Annotated in this window: 12 protein-coding genes; 4 read left to right on the top strand and 8 right to left on the bottom strand. The window is 69.2% G+C overall.

Annotated features, from left to right (window positions below):
- From ACFCQI_RS04190 to ACFCQI_RS04180, 3 genes are all read left to right on the top strand, one after another.
- Positions 1-2,421, top strand: a complete 2,421-nt coding sequence (locus tag ACFCQI_RS04190; protein ID WP_395120126.1) for an ADOP family duplicated permease — start codon at positions 1-3, stop codon at positions 2,419-2,421.
- Between the two features lie 105 nt (positions 2,422-2,526).
- Positions 2,527-3,924, top strand: a complete 1,398-nt coding sequence (locus ACFCQI_RS04185; protein ID WP_395120125.1) for a sigma-54-dependent transcriptional regulator — start codon at positions 2,527-2,529, stop codon at positions 3,922-3,924.
- Positions 3,914-5,266 (top strand): sensor histidine kinase, encoded by a 1,353-nt coding sequence (locus tag ACFCQI_RS04180; protein ID WP_395120124.1) that lies wholly within the window; start codon positions 3,914-3,916, stop codon positions 5,264-5,266. The genes ACFCQI_RS04185 and ACFCQI_RS04180 overlap by 11 nt, the downstream gene beginning before the upstream one ends.
- 86 nt (positions 5,267-5,352) lie before the next feature.
- On the opposite strand, the gene ACFCQI_RS04175 is transcribed toward ACFCQI_RS04180, so the two are convergent.
- The 7 genes from ACFCQI_RS04175 to ACFCQI_RS04145 all read right to left on the bottom strand — a co-directional run bounded on the left by ACFCQI_RS04175 (position 5,353) and on the right by ACFCQI_RS04145 (position 12,996).
- Positions 5,353-5,628 (bottom strand): GIY-YIG nuclease family protein, encoded by a 276-nt coding sequence (locus tag ACFCQI_RS04175; RefSeq protein WP_395120123.1) that lies wholly within the window; start codon positions 5,626-5,628, stop codon positions 5,353-5,355.
- A gap of 4 nt (positions 5,629-5,632) precedes the next feature.
- Positions 5,633-6,262 (bottom strand): glutathione S-transferase family protein, encoded by a 630-nt coding sequence (locus ACFCQI_RS04170; RefSeq protein WP_395120122.1) that lies wholly within the window; start codon positions 6,260-6,262, stop codon positions 5,633-5,635.
- 132 nt (positions 6,263-6,394) lie between these two features.
- On the bottom strand, positions 6,395-8,257 hold the full coding sequence (locus ACFCQI_RS04165) for an ATP-binding cassette domain-containing protein (protein WP_395120121.1): 1,863 nt from the start codon (positions 8,255-8,257) through the stop codon (positions 6,395-6,397).
- A gap of 55 nt (positions 8,258-8,312) precedes the next feature.
- Entirely contained in the window at positions 8,313-8,852 is a 540-nt protein-coding gene (locus tag ACFCQI_RS04160) for a hypothetical protein (RefSeq protein ID WP_395120120.1), read from the bottom strand.
- A 290-nt stretch (positions 8,853-9,142) separates the two neighbouring features.
- Positions 9,143-10,246 (bottom strand): diguanylate cyclase, encoded by a 1,104-nt coding sequence (locus ACFCQI_RS04155; RefSeq protein ID WP_395120119.1) that lies wholly within the window; start codon positions 10,244-10,246, stop codon positions 9,143-9,145.
- 235 nt (positions 10,247-10,481) lie between these two features.
- A complete protein-coding gene (gene metK, locus ACFCQI_RS04150; RefSeq protein ID WP_395120118.1) occupies positions 10,482-11,678 on the bottom strand; it encodes a methionine adenosyltransferase in 1,197 nt (398 codons plus the stop codon).
- Positions 11,679-11,841: 163 nt separating this feature from the next.
- Positions 11,842-12,996, bottom strand: a complete 1,155-nt coding sequence (locus ACFCQI_RS04145) for a transporter substrate-binding domain-containing protein (protein WP_395120117.1) — start codon at positions 12,994-12,996, stop codon at positions 11,842-11,844.
- A gap of 178 nt (positions 12,997-13,174) precedes the next feature.
- On the opposite strand from ACFCQI_RS04145, the gene ACFCQI_RS04140 reads away from it, so the two are divergent.
- A complete protein-coding gene (locus tag ACFCQI_RS04140; protein ID WP_395120116.1) occupies positions 13,175-14,872 on the top strand; it encodes a lysophospholipid acyltransferase family protein in 1,698 nt (565 codons plus the stop codon).
- A 49-nt stretch (positions 14,873-14,921) separates the two neighbouring features.
- On the opposite strand, the gene dusB is transcribed toward ACFCQI_RS04140, so the two are convergent.
- Positions 14,922-15,908 (bottom strand): tRNA dihydrouridine synthase DusB, encoded by a 987-nt coding sequence (dusB, locus tag ACFCQI_RS04135; protein WP_395120115.1) that lies wholly within the window; start codon positions 15,906-15,908, stop codon positions 14,922-14,924.
- Positions 15,909-15,914 lie beyond the last annotated feature (6 nt).

The raw sequence follows: 15,914 nt of genomic DNA, 5'->3' as shown, positions 1-15,914 counted from the left end.
ATGATCGTGCGCGAACTTCGCGAGGCCTGGCGACGGCTGGCGCGGCGGCCCGGCTATGCGCTGCTCTCGGTGGCGGTGCTGGGCGTGGGGCTGGGGGTGACGCTGTTCCTGTTCAGCCTGGTCAACACGCTGATCCTCGAACCGTTGCCGGTACCGCATCCCGAACGCCTCATGGCGCTGGGCGAACCGTCGCACAGCGGCAACGGCATCGGCAGCCTCGACAGCGACCAGTACCTGGCCCTGCGCGACGGCCTGCGCAGCGCCGACGAGGTGGGTGCCTACGTCCCCATCGGCGCCGGCGTGGAGGAAAACGGCGGCGCGACGTACTACCCGGGCAGCCGCGTGACCGCCTCGATGATGCCGCTGCTGGGCGTCACGCCGCTGCTGGGGCGCGGCCTGCTGCCGTCGGACGAGGCGCCCGGCGCCGCGGACGTGGTGTTGCTGGGCGAGAACCTGTGGCGGCGTGGTTTCAAGGCCGATCCGCACATCGCCGGCCGCGCGGTGCGGATCAATGGCGAGTGGGCCACCGTGGTGGGCGTGCTGCCGGCAAGGGCGGCGCGCATGCCGGTCAGCGGCAGCGAGGTCTGGCTGCCGCTGAAGCTGCCGCCCGGGCAGCACCGCGATGTGTGGGGCGTGGTTCGCCTGGCGGCCAACCACCAGCTGGCGCAGGCGCGCGCGGAGCTGGACACGTGGGCGGCGCGCCTGCAGGCCGCGCTGCCAGCGGGGAAGCACACCCGTGGCGTCACGCTCAAACCGTGGAAGTTCAGCTTTGTGCCGGAGGACATGCGCCAGTGGGTATGGCTGATGTTCGGCGCCGCCGCGCTGGTGCTGCTGCTGGCCTGCGTCAACGTGGCCAACCTCCAGCTGGTGCAGACCCTGCAGCGGCGTCACGAGCTGGCGCTGCGCGGCGCCCTGGGCGGCAGTCGGATGCGACTGGTATCTGCGGCGCTGACGGAGAGCCTGCTGCTGAGCCTGGCCGCGCTGGCGGTGGCGCTGCCGATCGTGCACTGGGGCAACCGCTGGATCGTCTCGGTGTACTTCAACGATGCGCCGGGCGCCGCGCCCTTCCATCATTTCGGCCTCGACGGCCGGGTGCTCGTGGCGGCTTTCGTGGCTGCCGTGCTGAGCACCGCGCTGGCAGGCGTGATCCCCGCCTGGCGCGCCGCGCGCGCCGACCTGCAGGACGTGCTGCGCGACGGCGGCAAGGGTTCGGGTGCCGGCTTCGCCCGCGTGGCCCGGGTCATGGTGGTGGCGGAAGTCGCGCTGACCGTGGTGCTGCTGGTGGGGGCGGGCACCTTCGTGCGCGCGGTGGGCAGCGTGCTGTCGCAGCCGGTGGCCGGTGCGGCGCATGCGACGCAGGTGCTCACCGCCGATGTGATGCTGCCGGCGGCCAGCTACACCGACGATGCGCGGCGCATCCGCTTTTTCGACGCGGTGGGCGAACACCTGCGCCAGGATGCGGGCGTGGTCGACGCCACCGGATCGGATACCGTGCCCGGCGCGGTGCTGGGCAGCCACGAGGACGTCTCGCTGCCGGGCCACCCGCAGCCCGCGGAGGGCTGGCCGCGCGCGCAGATGGGTATCGTCGATCCGCATTTCCTCGGGACCTACGGCGTGCACCTGCGGGCAGGCCGCTTCTTCGACGCGCGCGACCGTGCGCACAGCGCACCGGTGGCCGTGGTCGACGCGAAGATGGCGGCCGCGATGTGGCCGCACGACAACGCCGTGGGCCGCAAGCTGGTGTTGTGGCCCGGCCGTCCGTTTGCCGCCACGCTGACCGTGATCGGCGTGATCGAGCCGTTGCAGCTGGATGGCGTGCTGGAAAAGCCGCGACCGGGCCTGCTGCTGCCGCTGGACCAGTCGGCCGGCCAGTCGCCGCTGCATGCCGTGGGCCTGGCGGTGCGCGCGCACGTCGCCGGCGGCGTTTCCGCGCAGCAACTGGCCGATGCCGTGCACGCGGTCGAGCCGCAGGCGGCGGTGTACGGCGTGCGAAGCCAGGCCGCCGCGATGGCCGAGGCGCGGGCGGGATTGACCGTGCTCAGTACCGTGTTCGGCGCGCTGGGGCTGGTCGCGCTGTTGCTGGCCGGCGCGGGACTGTATGGCGTGCTGGCGTTCTCGGTGGCCCAGCGTACCCGCGAGATCGGCATCCGCCGTGCCATCGGTGCGGGCAGCCGCGCGATCGTGCGCGAGGTCGGGCGGCAATTGCTGTGGCAGCTCGGGCTGGGGCTGGGCATCGGCCTGCTGCTGGCATGGCCGTGGTCGGCGCTGCTGGCCGATCCCGGGCTGCACACGCAGGCGCACGATCCGCGGGTGTTCGCCCCGGTTCTGTTGACCGTGTTGCTGGTGGCGCTGATCGCTTCGCTGGTGCCGCTGTTGCGCGCGCTGCGCGTCGACCCCGCGATCGCGCTGCGCTACGAGTGACGCGATGCTTCTTGCAGTAGTCCGCTCGCGAGCCATGCGCTTGATCTTTCGATCGCCCGCCAAAAGCATCGCCCGCGAGCGGGCTCCTACCCTATGCTGGAAGACATGACACGCGAAACCCATCCCCTCGTGCTGCTGGTCGACGACCAGGCCGACGTGCGCGAGGCGCTGCGCCTGCTGCTGAAGTCCGAGGGCATCGCCAGCGTCGGCGTCGACGGCCCGACGGCGGCGCGGGAGGCGGTGCGCCAGCGCGAGTTCAGCTGCGCGCTGATCGACCTCAACTACACCCGCGACACGACCTCGGGCGAGGAGGGCCTGGCCCTGCTCGATGCGTTGCGCCAGCACGCGCCGGAGTTGCCGGTGGTGGTGATGACGGCGTGGGGCAACGTGCCGCTGGCGGTGGATGCATTGCGCCGCGGTGCCGGCGATTTCATCGAGAAACCGTGGGACAACACCCGTGCGCTCAGCATCGTGCGCACGCAGATTGCATTGGGCGAAGGTGCGCGACGGCAGCGTCGGCTGGAAGCGGAGAACGCATTGTTGCGCGGCGGCGGCGAGGCGCTGATCGCCGAGTCGCCGGCGATGCGGCGGGTGATGGAGCTGGTGGCCCGGGTCGCTCCCAGCGACGCCAATGTGCTGGTGCTGGGTGAAAACGGTACCGGCAAGGGCGTGATCGCCCAGGCTTTGCATGCGCAGTCGCGTCGCGCGGCGAAAGCGCTGGTCAAGGTCAACATGGGCGGCATCGCCGAGAACGTGTTCGAGTCGGAGATGTTCGGCCACGTGCGCGGCGCGTACACCGACGCCAAGAGCGAACGCATCGGCCGTTTCGAACTGGCTGACGGCGGCACGCTGTTCCTTGACGAAGTGGGTAACGTGCCGGCGTCGCAGCAGCCGAAGTTGCTGCGCGTGCTGGAGGATGGCGAGTTCGAGCGGCTTGGTTCCTCGCGCACGCAAAGCGTGGACGTGCGGCTGGTCTCGGCGACCAATGCCGATCTTGCCGCCGAGGTGGTGGCCGGCCGTTTCCGCAAGGATCTGCTGTATCGCCTCAACACGCTGGAGATCTACCTGCCGCCGTTGCGCGAGCGTCGCGACGACGTCCTGCCGCTGGCGCGCCGCTTTCTCGAACGCAGCGCGGCGCGCTACGGCCGCCACGGCCTGCGGCTGGCGCCGTCGGCCGAGCGCGCCCTGCTGGCGTGGCGCTGGCCGGGCAACGTGCGCGAACTGGGCCACCTGATGGAACGCGCCGCGCTGCTGGCCGAGCAGGACCTGGTCAGCGACTCGGCGCTGGCCTTCGGTCCCGGCTCGGCGGGGGCGGAATCCGCGTCCGATATCGATGGCATGACCATCGACCAGGCCGAGGCGCACCTGGTGCGGCGGGCGCTGGAACGCCACGGCGGCAACCTGCAACACGCCGCCGACGCACTCGGCATCACCCGCCAGACCTTGTACCGGCGCATGGAAAAGTACGGGCTGCGCGATCCCTCGTCCGACGATGCCGACTGATTCCGCCCGCCGCCGCGGCCGCCTGCCCGCGTTCGAGCGGCGCGTGCTGCTGGGCAACTGGCTGGTGGCGCTGCCGGCCCTGCTCGGCGTGGCCGTGCTGTTGCTGGCCGGCGTGCCCGGGCGTGCGCTGTGCTGGTTGCTGGTCTTTGTGGTCGTGGTGGCCACCGCGTCGATCGCGCGCTGGCAGCACCGGCGCGTGGTGTATCCGCTGTACACCCTGGCCGGCTTGTTGGAAGCGCTGCGCGAGGGCGACTACAGCATGCGCGGCGTGCGGGGTGGCGTGCTCGGCGACGCGATCTACGACATCAACGCACTGGCCGATCGGCTGCAGAAGGAGCGCCTGCAGTTCGAGGATTCCGCGCGCCTGCTCGGCAAGACGTTGGCTGCGCTGGACAGCGCCGTGCTGGTGTTCGACCACGAAGCGCGGCTGCGGCTGCTCAATCCGGCCGCGCAGCGCCTGCTCGCCGGCGAGCGGCACGCGCTGATCGGCCGCCGCGCCGATGAGCTGGCACTCGACGCGCTGCTGGCCGCACCGTCGGCACAGGTGGTGCGGCACACATTCCCCGGCCGCAGCGGCCGCTTCGACATCCGCCATTCGCCGTTGCGCAACGAAGGCCGCAGCGGCCAGTTGCTGGTAATCAATGATGTTGGCCGGGTGTTGCGCGAAGAAGAACGCCAAGCCTGGCAACGCCTGCTGCGCGTGCTCGGCCACGAGGTCAACAACTCGCTGGCCTCGATCAGCTCGCTGGCCGGCACACTGGCCACCCTGATCGCGCGCGAACCGCTGGCCGAGGACTGGCGCGACGACGCACGCGGCGGCCTGCAGGTGATCGGCAACCGCGCCGAATCGCTGGCGCGTTTCCTGGCCGGCTACAGCCGGCTCGCCGCGTTGCCGCCGCCGCAGAAGCGCGAGCTGGACCTGGCCGTGCTGGTGCCGGCGGTGGCGCGGCTGGAACAACGCATGATCGTGACCGTGGAGCAGGGCGCGCCGCTGCCGGTGCAGGCTGATCCCGACCAGCTCGAACAGGCGCTGATCAACCTGCTGCGCAACGCCGTTGAAGCAAGCCTGTCCACCGGTGGCGCCGTGTTGATGCGCTGGCGCAGCGAGGGTGGGCGCGCGCTGATCGACATTCTCGACGACGGTCCGGGTTTGCCCGCCAGCGACAACCTGTTCGTGCCGTTCTTCACCACCAAGCCCGGCGGCTCCGGCATCGGCCTGGCCTTGGTGCGGCAGATCGCCGAAGCGCACGAAGGTGGCGTCAGCCTCACCGCCCGCGATGGCGCAGGCGCCATCGCGCAACTGTGGCTACCCAACCGTCCGCTGTCGCAGGAGGCCCACTAGCTGGCGATGCCTCGGGGCGGGATGACCAAAAGTGTGGAGGGTAGTGACCGCCGGCTCCGGCAAAGTGCGGCGGGTAGTGCCCGCCCCTACGGATCGAGGCTCGCCTGCAGCGCTGCGATGCGCTGGGCGCGCGGCAGCTTCTTCCATGCCATTTCCAGTCGCAATGCATCGCCGTGGTCGGTGACCCAGACCCAGCCCAGCAATCGCTTCGGCGGGTTGGACCGGGTGAAGCGGGCGCCCTTGCCGGCGAGATGTTTCGCGTAGCGTTGTTCGGGGTCGCGGGCGATGCCGGTGTAGACGCGGCCGTCGGCGCATTCGAGCAGGTAGACGGCCCAGGCGTCCGTGCCGGGGGCGTCGCTCATGGACTCAGGCCCACTCGATCAGGCCCTCGGCATCGCAGACCTGTTTCCACGACGGCCGTGCCTTCAGGCGCGTGGCCAGTGCGGCCAGCTGCGGCCATTCGGTGGCGGGCTTGGGCATGTTGCGCGACCAGCGCATCAGCATCAGGGCGTAGAGGTCGACCATGCTGAAGCGGTCGCCGAGCATGTACGGGCCATGCGCGGCGAGATGGACGTCGATCTTCGTCCAGCATTTTTCGATGCCGGCGCGGGCGGCCTGCTTGATCGTGTCGGCGCCGTCGGCCAGGTGTTCGCCGGGGTAGAACCACTGGCGGAACAGTGGCTGCAGGTTGTTGGCGAAGTACAGCATCCATTGCAGGTAGTCGGCGCGCTGCGCACTGCCGGGGACGGGCGCCAGTGCCGCCTCGGGATGCCTCTCGGCCAGCAGCAAGGCAAGCGCTGCCGCCTCGCCGTGCGGTTGGCCGTCGACCAGCAGGGTGGGCACCACGCCATTCGGGTTGATCGCCAGGTACGCGGCGCTGCGCTGTTCGCCCTTGTCGAGATCGATGCGCTTGAGCTCGTGCGGGGCACCGATTTCGAGCAGGGCGAGGTGCACCAGCAGGTTGGCCGAACCCGGGGCGTAGTAGAGCGTGTACATGCGTGGCAGTCCGTGGGAAAGATCCCCGAATGATACGCCGGGAGGAAGGGCGAGAAGTGAGTGGAGAGGAGTGAGAAACGAGAGAAAGCACATGAGCGGGAGGTCTCTGCTTTGCGCTCACTCCTGCTTCGCTCAGCCATCCAATTCCGACCAGCGCGCGTAGACTGCATCCAGTTCGGCCTGCAACTTCACCAGCGCCTCGTTCGCCTTGACGATGGCCGCGCTGTCCTGCTGGAAGAAGGCCGGCTCGTTCATCGCCGCGGTGCGCGCGGCGATATCGCCTTCCAGTTGCTCGATGCGCTTCGGCAACTGTTCCAGCTCGTGCTGTTCCTTGAAGCTGCGCTTGCGCTTTGCCGCCACGGGCGCCGCAGGTGTCGGAGCCGGCGCGGCGGCCTTGCCGGTGGCCGGGGTGCTGCGTGCGGTGGGCCGCTGGCGCAGCCAGTCGCTGTAGCCGCCCACGTATTCGCCGATGCGGCCTTCCCCTTCCAGCACCAGGGTGCTGGAGACCACGTTGTCGAGGAAGGCGCGGTCGTGCGAGACCAGCAGCAGGGTGCCCTGGTAGTCGGTCAACAGTTCTTCCAGCAGCTCCAGCGTCTCGACGTCGAGGTCGTTGGTCGGCTCATCCATCACCAGCAGATTCGAAGGCTGCGCGAACAGCTTGGCCAGCAGCAGGCGGTTGCGCTCGCCGCCGGAGAGGCGGGTGATCGGCGCGCGGGCGCGTTCGGGCGAGAACAGGAAATCCTGCAGGTAGCCGATGATGTGCTTGCGCTGGCCGTTGAGCTCGATGAACTCGCGGCCCTCGGCCACGTTGTCCAGCGCATTGAGCTTGTCGTTGAGCTGCAGCCGGTGCTGGTCGAAGTAAGCGATTTCGATGTTGGTGCCCAGCTCGGCGGTACCGCGCAGCGGGGTGAGTTCGCCCAGCATGATCTTCAGCAGGGTGCTCTTGCCGGCGCCGTTGGGGCCGATGATGCCGATGCGGTCGCCGCGCATCACGGTGGTCGTGAGGTCGTCGATCAGCACGCGACCGTCGTAGGCCTGGTGCACGTGCCTGAGCTCGATCACCTTCTTGCCCGAAGCCTGCGCGCTGGCCGCCGTCATCTTCACGTTGCCACCCAGCTCGCGGCGTTGCGCACGTTCCGCACGCAGCGCCTTCAGCGCGCGAACGCGGCCTTCGTTGCGGGTGCGCCGGGCCTTGATGCCCTGGCGGATCCACACTTCTTCCTGCGCCAGCTTCTTGTCGAACAGCGCGTTCGCCTGCGCCTCGGCGTGCAGGCGTTCCTCGCGCCGGCGCAGGTAGTTGTCGTAGTCGCCCGGCCAGTCGGTGAGCGCGCCGCGGTCGATCTCGACGATGCGGGTGGCCAGCGCGCGCAGGAAGCTGCGGTCGTGGGTGACGAACAGGATGCTGCCGGCGAACTGCTTGAGGAAGGTTTCCAGCCAGCCGATCGCCTCGATGTCGAGATGGTTGGTCGGTTCGTCCAGCAGCAGCACGTCCGGCTTGCGCACCAGTGCCTGCGCCAGCAGCACGCGGCGCTTCATGCCGCCGGACAGCGCGGCGAAGTCGGTCTCGCCGGGCAGTTCCAGCTGGGTCAGCACGTCGCTGACGCGGCGGTCCAGGTCCCAGCCGTGCTGCGCTTCGATCTGGTGCTGCACGTCGCCCAGCGCGTCGAAGTCGCCTTCGGCCAGCAGGTGGTGATAACGCGCCAGCAGGCGACCGAGATCGCCCAGCCCTTCGGCGACCACGTCGAACACGCTGCCCGCCGTGCCCTGCGGCACTTCCTGCGCCATCCGCGCGACCACCACGCCGTTCTGGATGCGCACCTCGCCGTCGTCGGCGTGCAGCTCGCCGGCGATCAGCTTCATCAGGGTGGATTTGCCTTCGCCGTTGCGGCCGACGATGCACACCCGCTCGTTCGCCTCGATCGACAGATCGACGTGTTCGAGCAGGAGCGGGCCGCCGATGCTGAAGTCGACGCGTTGCAATTGGATAAGGGACATCCGCCCATTGTACTTGGCAGCGACGTTGCGGCGTGACCGGCGGCGCCCGAGCCGGCTATTGGACGTGCGGGCAAGCCCGGTCGGGAATGCGCGAGTCGCAAACCTTGACCGTGGCGAAGTACCGGGCCCAGCGCACGGTCTGCTCCGTGGTCGGCTCGGCATGCACCGCGTGCTGCACGACATAACTGCTATCGTTGCCGTTGATCATCTTGAACCAGGTGGTTTCCGGCGGCTTCTTCCGGTCGAAGTACGAGCAGGTCTGCAGCCAGAACGCGAACTTGTAGCCGTTCTCGGTGCCACTGGCGATCGGAACCGTGTCGGCCATGTCGCAATCCTTGCGGAAGCTTTGCCCCACGCGCTCGACATAGGCATCGATCGGCAGGTTACCGCCGCCGTAGAGGACGAGCATCGTATGGATCTCGCTCCAGTGATCGAGCGTCTCGCCGCTGGGGATCATCTCGGAGATCGCCACGGAACCCTTTTGATTGTGGTAGGCGGGAACGAAGCCGTCGGGGAGCGACATCAGCAGGTTCTCGCCTTCCATTTGCCCGGTCTGCGCCGCAGCGAGCGGGGGCGCCAGCGCCAGCAGAAGCACGGCAGTCAGGGCAAAGGGATGGTGGCGGCGCGGGACTGAAGGCATGCGGCTTCCTTGCGATCTGCATTGGTGGAAAGTTCAGCATGAGTCCGGCGGAACGGGCGTGGAATCGGTGCGGCGCGCGGATGGGCGTAGGGCAATGCTGCCCGCGGCGGCAAAGAAATCCGCGATGATCGCGCCGGTGCGCGTCGTGCCGCGGGACGGTGAGGGCGTGCGACGGAGAAACGAAACGGGCCGCGCAAGGCGGCCCGTTTCGTCCGGTGCGCGATGCTCGCGCACAGGGTTCGCTTCTACAGCTCCGCATCCTTGCCCAGCAGTGCCGCGGATCTCACGCCCTCGGCCCGGTTGCGTCCCTGCTGCTTGGCGGCGTAGAGGGCCATGTCGGCGCGCTTGAACAGGCTCTCGGCGGTGTCTCCGGCGGTAACGCTGGCCACGCCGCAACTGATGGTGATGGCGAGCTCCCCGATCAGCGGTTGCGCGGCAATGTGGGCGCAGAGGGCCTCGGCCCTGCGCAGGCTGTCGGCGGGGCCGGTTTCCGGCAGGATGACGACGAACTCCTCGCCGCCCCAGCGCCCCAGCGTGTCCACGTCGCGCAGCGTTTCTTTCGCGCGGATGGCCAGCGCCAGCAGCGCCTGGTCGCCGACCTTGTGGCCGAAGCGGTCGTTGATGCTCTTGAAGTGGTCGACGTCGACCATGATCAGCGCGAACGCGCGTCCGTAGCGGGCGAAGCGCACCAGCTCGAACTCGAGGATCTCCGCGAGCCGCCGCCGGTTGGGCAGCCGGGTGAGCACGTCGGTGTTGGCCAGCTGTCCCAGTTCGTCGACGGTGAGCTGTGCGATCTGCAGGCGCTGCTGGTAGCTGGAGAAGAAGTACAGCGCCGCCACCAGCACGGCGGACACGATGTGCAGCTGGATGGTGAAGTTGCCGTCGGGCTGCTCGGGGTGGTGGATCAGGTACGGCAGGCTGATCGCCAGCAACAGCGCCTGGACCGCCAGCGAGATCCTCAGCCCGGTCTTGTGGCTGGTGAGCATGAACGCCAGGACATAGATGACCGGGATCCACAGATACAGCGGCTTGAGGTCGATGCGGGCTCCGTAGACGGGAAAATACAGCCGCAACACCATGCAGCCGGCGCAGATGACGGCGGCAAAGACCAGGCAACTGGTGTCGATGATGCGTTGCGTCAGCAGGCGCTGGCGGACGATGACGAACATCACCGGATGGAAAACGATGTTCGCGCCAAGCACCGCGCGCAGCGCAGTCGATGACGCGCCACGCCACTCGAGCAGGGTCCATGCGATGAGCGTGCTGACCCAGCTCAGGATCAACACCACCATCAGCACGACACGCTTGGGATGCTCCGCGTCGTGCCGGGTCGGGTCGTCTCTCGTCATGGGCGGTTATCGGCCGGGCATGGGGCTGGCTTGACCTCGCTCCGGACCCATGGCGTGCATCTGTGGCGGGATGTCATGCGGCTGGGAAATCCTGGAAGTCGTCGGCGTCAGGTCGTACGGGGCGGATGATCCGGGGGATCCACCCAAGCGGGCCCCTGGCCAGCCTAAAACAAAACAGGCCGCACGGAGGCGGCCTGTTTCGGTGAGCGTGCGGAATTTGCCCGCGGGTGCGTTGTTACAGCTTCGCATCCTTGCGCAGCGCCTCGGCGCGGTCGGTCTTTTCCCACGAGAAGGTGGTGTAGGACTTGCCGTTGGCGTCCTTGACCACCTGCGGGGTGCGGCCGAAGTGGCCGTAGCTGGCGGTCTGCTGGTACATCGGGTGGATCAGGTCGAGCATCTGCAGGATGCCGTACGGACGCAGGTCGAAGTGCTTGCGGATCAGCTTCTCGATCTTCTCGTCGCTGATCTTGCCGGTGCCGAAGGTGGTGACCGAGATCGAGGTCGGATGCGCCACGCCGATCGCGTAGCTCACCTGCACCTCGCAGCGGTCGGCGATGCCGGCGGCGACGATGTTCTTCGCCACGTAGCGCGCGGCGTAGGCGGCCGAGCGGTCGACCTTGGACGGGTCCTTGCCGGAGAACGCGCCGCCGCCGTGGCGGGCCCAGCCGCCGTAGGTGTCCACGATGATCTTGCGGCCGGTCAGGCCGCAGTCGCCCACCGGGCCGCCGATGACGAACTTGCCGGTCGGGTTGATGTGGATCTTGGTGGCCTTGTGCATCAGCTTGGCCGGCAGCACGGGCTTGAGGATGTGCTCGCGCACGGCCTCGACCAGGTCCTTCTGCTTGACCGACGGGTCATGCTGGGTCGACAGCACCACGGCGTCGATCGCGGTGGCCACGCCGTTCTCGTAGCGCAGGGTGACCTGGCTCTTGGCGTCCGGGCGCAGCCACGGCAGCGGCGAATTCTTCCGCTTGCGGATCTTCGCCTGCTGCTCGACCAGCCGGTGCGAGTAGTAGATCGCCGCCGGCATGAAATCCTTGGTCTCGTTGGTGGCGTAGCCGAACATCAGGCCCTGGTCGCCGGCGCCCTGGTCTTCGGGGTTCTTGCGGTCCACGCCCTGGTTGATGTCCGGCGACTGCTTGCCGATCAGGTTGATCACGCCGCAGGTGGCGCCGTCGAAGCCGACGTGGCTGGAGTCGTAGCCGATGTCGAGGATCACCTTGCGGGTGATCGCCTCGAGGTCGATCCAGGCGCCAGTGGTGATTTCGCCGGCGACGATCGCCACGCCGGTCTTGACCATGGTTTCGCAGGCCACGCGGGCGCGCGGGTCCTGCGCGATGATCGCGTCCAGCACGGCGTCGGAGATCTGGTCGGCGACCTTGTCCGGATGGCCTTCGGAGACCGATTCGGAGGTGAACAGGTAGTTGGACATCGCGGTTTATATCCCTTTGTACGGATAGAAAGATAAAAGAGGTCGGGCATGATACATCGACCACTTCGACTTTGCAGCCTCCCCGTCCGCGGGGCGTGGCGGGGGTGGGTTTCCGTTCAGCCGTATGGACGGCCGAACGGGTTGGCGTCGCGCGTTGGCCCGTTCACTGGCCGGTCGCGCCGAAGGCCTTGTCCAGCCGCTGCGGCCAGTCCGGCGCGTTGATCCGCTGCAGCAGCGAGGTGTCGATCGGTTCGCGCAGGCGGCTGCCGGTGGGCAGGGCGAAAGCATAATCCTGCCGCTCCAGCAGCAGTGGCAGCACCTTCAGCTGACCGCGGAAGTGCCGGCGGATGTTCCAGCGCAACAGGGGTTCGTCGTAGACCACGGCGTCGACGCGGCCGGCGGCCAGCTCCGCCAGCGCGGCATCGACATCGCGGGCCTTGGCGTAGTCGAATTGCTCGCGGTCGAGCCAGCTGGCGCTGGTGCTGTCCGGCACGCTGGCGATGCGCATGCCGCCCAGGTCGGCGGCGCTGCGAATGCGCTCGCTGAGCTGGCCGACGGTCAGCGCGCTGGTGATCGCCGCGGTGAAGAACGACACGATGAGCAGCGCGGCCAGCATCCACACCAGGCCGATGATGCGTCCGCCGACCGTGCGCGGCGCGGTGTCGCCATAGCCGACCGTGGTCATCGTCACCATCGCCCACCAGAAGCCGGAGAAGATGCCTTGGCGGCGGCTGCCGCCGAACTGCTCCGGGTTGCGCTTGTGTTCGAGCAGCCAGACCAGGAAGCCGACCACCAGCAACAGCAGCGTCAGCGAGCCGATCACCTTGAGGAAGGCCGGCGACACCAGCGCCCGCGCCACCGCCAGCCAGCCGGCGGTCTGCCCGCCGCGCACCGCCACGGCCAGTCCCGAGCTGGTGATCGGGTGGGCGAAATCCATCCGCTGTTCGCGCGCGGCGGTGGCGGTGATCGCGCCAAGCGCCACGTCCACCTTGCTGTCGCTGACCGCCTGCAGCAGGCCGTCCAGGTCGTAGGGCCGGTAGACGTATTTCCAGCCGTGGTCGGCGGCGATCTCCTGCCACAGGTCGATCGCCAGGCCGCTGTAGTGGCCGTGGTCCTCGATCACGAACGGCGGCGCCACCTTCACCCCGACCAGCAGTGGCTGGTTCGCCCGCTTGAGCTCGGTGGCCGGCGTCACCGTCGCGGCGGTACCGGCGGCGATCGGGTAGACCTTGATGGTCTGGCCGGCAGCGCGGACTCCGCTGACGGACATCAGCGCCAGCAGGGAAAGCAGGCACAGCGGCCACAGGCGTTTTCTCATCGGTACTCCTCGGACGTCCGGATGCGGGCACGGCAATCCCGAGCCTAACGCAGGCATGGCCTGCGTGTCGTGGCGGAGTGGGTCGACGCCACGGCTGTCACGCCGCTGTCGCAGCGGGGCAATCGTGGTGTCGCCGAAGCTCCGCAAGCTGGCGTCAGGCCAACGCGAGGGGCGTGACATGCAAGCCATCGAGCAGCGTTTGCGGCAGCGTTATCCACGCTGGTTTCGCGGTCGGCGCGGGCGCCTCGCGGCGACCTTGCTGCGGTGGTGGGCGCGCTGGTCGGGTCTCGGCCGGATCGACGCGTTCCATGCCGAACATGCGCAGCTGCGCGGACTGGCCTTCGTCGCGGCTGCCTTGCGCGAACTGGAACCGCGCCATGAGGTCGACACCGCCGCGTTGGCGCGCATACCCGCGCACGGGGCGCTGCTGGTGGTCGCCAACCATCCCTGCGGCGCGCTCGATGCGCTGGCCCTGCTGGACATGGTGGGACGCGTGCGGCGCGACGTGCGGGTGCTTGCCAACGAGGTGCTGGCGCTGGTGGAACCGCTGGCGGAACTGCTGCTGCCGGTGCGCGTGTTCGGCGGCGCCGCCGGCGTGGCCGAGTTGCGCCGGGTCGAACGTGCCTTGCGCCGGGGCGAATGCGTGATCGTGTTTCCCGCCGGCGAGGTGTCGCGGCTGGGTTTGCGCGGCGTGCGCGATGGCCGCTGGCGCGCCGGCTTCCTGCGTTTTGCGCGGCGTGCGTCGGCGCCGGTATTGCCGGTGCGTGTCGAGGCGCGCAATTCCGCGCTGTTCTACGGCATGTCGGCGCTGTGCCGGCCGGCATCGGCGGCGCTGCTGGCGCGCGAGATGTTCACCCGCCACCGCCGTCCGCTGCACCTGCACGTGGGCGACTTGCTTACGATCGGCGAGAGCGAAGGCGAGCACGCGGCCGTGCGGCGCGTCCGCCACGCGCTGGATGCCGCCGGCCGCGCGGAAACGCCCGCACCCGTGGGCCCGTTGCCGCTGGCGCCGGCCATCGGCGCGCGCGAACTGGCGCGCGCCGTGGACGCGACCGAGCTGCTCGGCGCCACCAGCGACGGCAAGCAGATCCGCCTGGCGCGCGATGCCGGCGGTTCGCCGTTGCTGCAGGAGATCGGCCGCCTGCGCGAGCTGACCTTCCGCCAGGTCGGCGAGGGCACCGGTTGCAGCCGCGACCTCGACCGCTACGACGCCAGTTACGACCACATCCTGGTGTGGGACGCGCAGGCCGGCCGCATCGCCGGCGCCTACCGCGTGATGCGCGGCGCCGAGGCGCTGGCCCGCGCCGGACTGGCCGGCCTGTACACCGCCTCGCTGTTCCGCTACGCCGACGCGGCCGTGCCGCGGCTGGCCGCCGGGCTGGAGCTGGGTCGCAGCTTCGTGGTGCCGGATTACTGGGGCAGCCGCAGCCTCGATTACCTGTGGCAAGGCATCGGCGCCTACCTGCGGCGCCACCCGGGCGTGCGCTACCTCTACGGTGCGGTGTCGATCAGCGCGGCGTTGCCGCGGCATGCCAGCGAGCAGGTGGTCGGCTACTACCAGCGTTTCTACGGCAGCGAACGGACGCTGGCCAGCGCGCGCCGGCCGTTCGCCTTCGCGGCGCCGGCACCGACCTTCGACGGACTCGACATCGCCGCCGCGTTCGAGGCGATGAAAACCGCGCTGGCCCGGCTCGGCACCTCGGTGCCGACGCTGTACAAGCAGTACACCGAACTGTGCGAAGCCGGCGGCGCGCGCTTCCTCGCTTTCGGCGTGGACCCGGAGTTCAGCGGCTCCATCGATGGCCTGATCGAAGTGGATCTGGAATGCCTGCGACCGCGCAAGCGCCAGCGTTATCTGGAACGCGCGATGGCCTGAGATGGACGGCGGTTTGCGCGGACAGCTGCCGCGGTGACTGCCTGCGCGCTCAGGCCGCCATGGCCAGACCGCTCGCCAGCGCGGTGAAGTAGTCGCGGGTGAGCCGCAACTGTTCGCTGGCCGTCTCGGCGCGGTTGACCACCTGCCGGAACGCGGCGTTCTCGGGACGGTCCTTCGCGTACCAGCCCAGGTGCTTGCGCGCGATGCGCACGCCGGCCGGTTCGCCGTAGAAGGCATGCAGGTGTTCGAGGTGGCCGAGCAGGATTGCGGCGACTTCGGCCGGTTCGGGCTCGGGCAGCAGTTCGCCGGTGACGAGGTAGTGGGCGATCTCGCGGAAGATCCACGGCCGGCCCTGCGCGCCGCGGCCGATCATCACGGCGTCGGCGCCGGTGACGGCGAGCACGTGCTTCGCCTGCTGCGGCGTGCACACGTCGCCGTTGGCCAGCACCGGGATGCGCACGGCAGCCTTCACCGCGGCGATGGTGGCGTACTCGGCCTTGCCTTCGTACTTGTCGGCGCGGGTCCGGCCGTGCACGGCCAGCGCGGCGATGCCGGCGTCCTCGGCGATGCGCGCGATGTTCAGCGCATTCTTGTTCTCGCGGTTCCAGCCGGTGCGGATCTTCAGCGTCACCGGCACGTCCACCGCATCGACCACCGCTTTCACGATGCGCGCCACCAGCGGCTCGTCCTGCAGCAGCGCGGAGCCGGACCACACGTTGCACACCTTCTTCGCCGGGCAACCCATGTTGATGTCGATGAGCTGCGCGCCATTGGCGACGTTGAAGCGTGCCGCCTCGGCCAGCATCGCGGGATCGTAGCCGGCGATCTGCACGCTGACCGGCTCGGGTTCGCCGGCGTGGTCCATCCGGCGCAGCGACTTGCGCGTCTGCCACAGGGACGGGTCGGCGCTGGTCATCTCGGACACGGCCAGGCCCGCGCCCAGCTGCTTGCACAGCAGGCGGAACGGCTTGTCGGTGACGCCCGCCATCGGGGCGAGCACCAGCGGCGGGTCGATCAGGTAAGGGCCGATTTGCATCCGCCC

It is taken from the genome of Rhodanobacter sp. FW102-FHT14D06 (assembly GCF_043950705.1).
Taxonomy (GTDB): Bacteria; Pseudomonadota; Gammaproteobacteria; order Xanthomonadales; family Rhodanobacteraceae; genus Rhodanobacter.
This window is presented reverse-complemented; position numbering and strand designations above follow the sequence as displayed.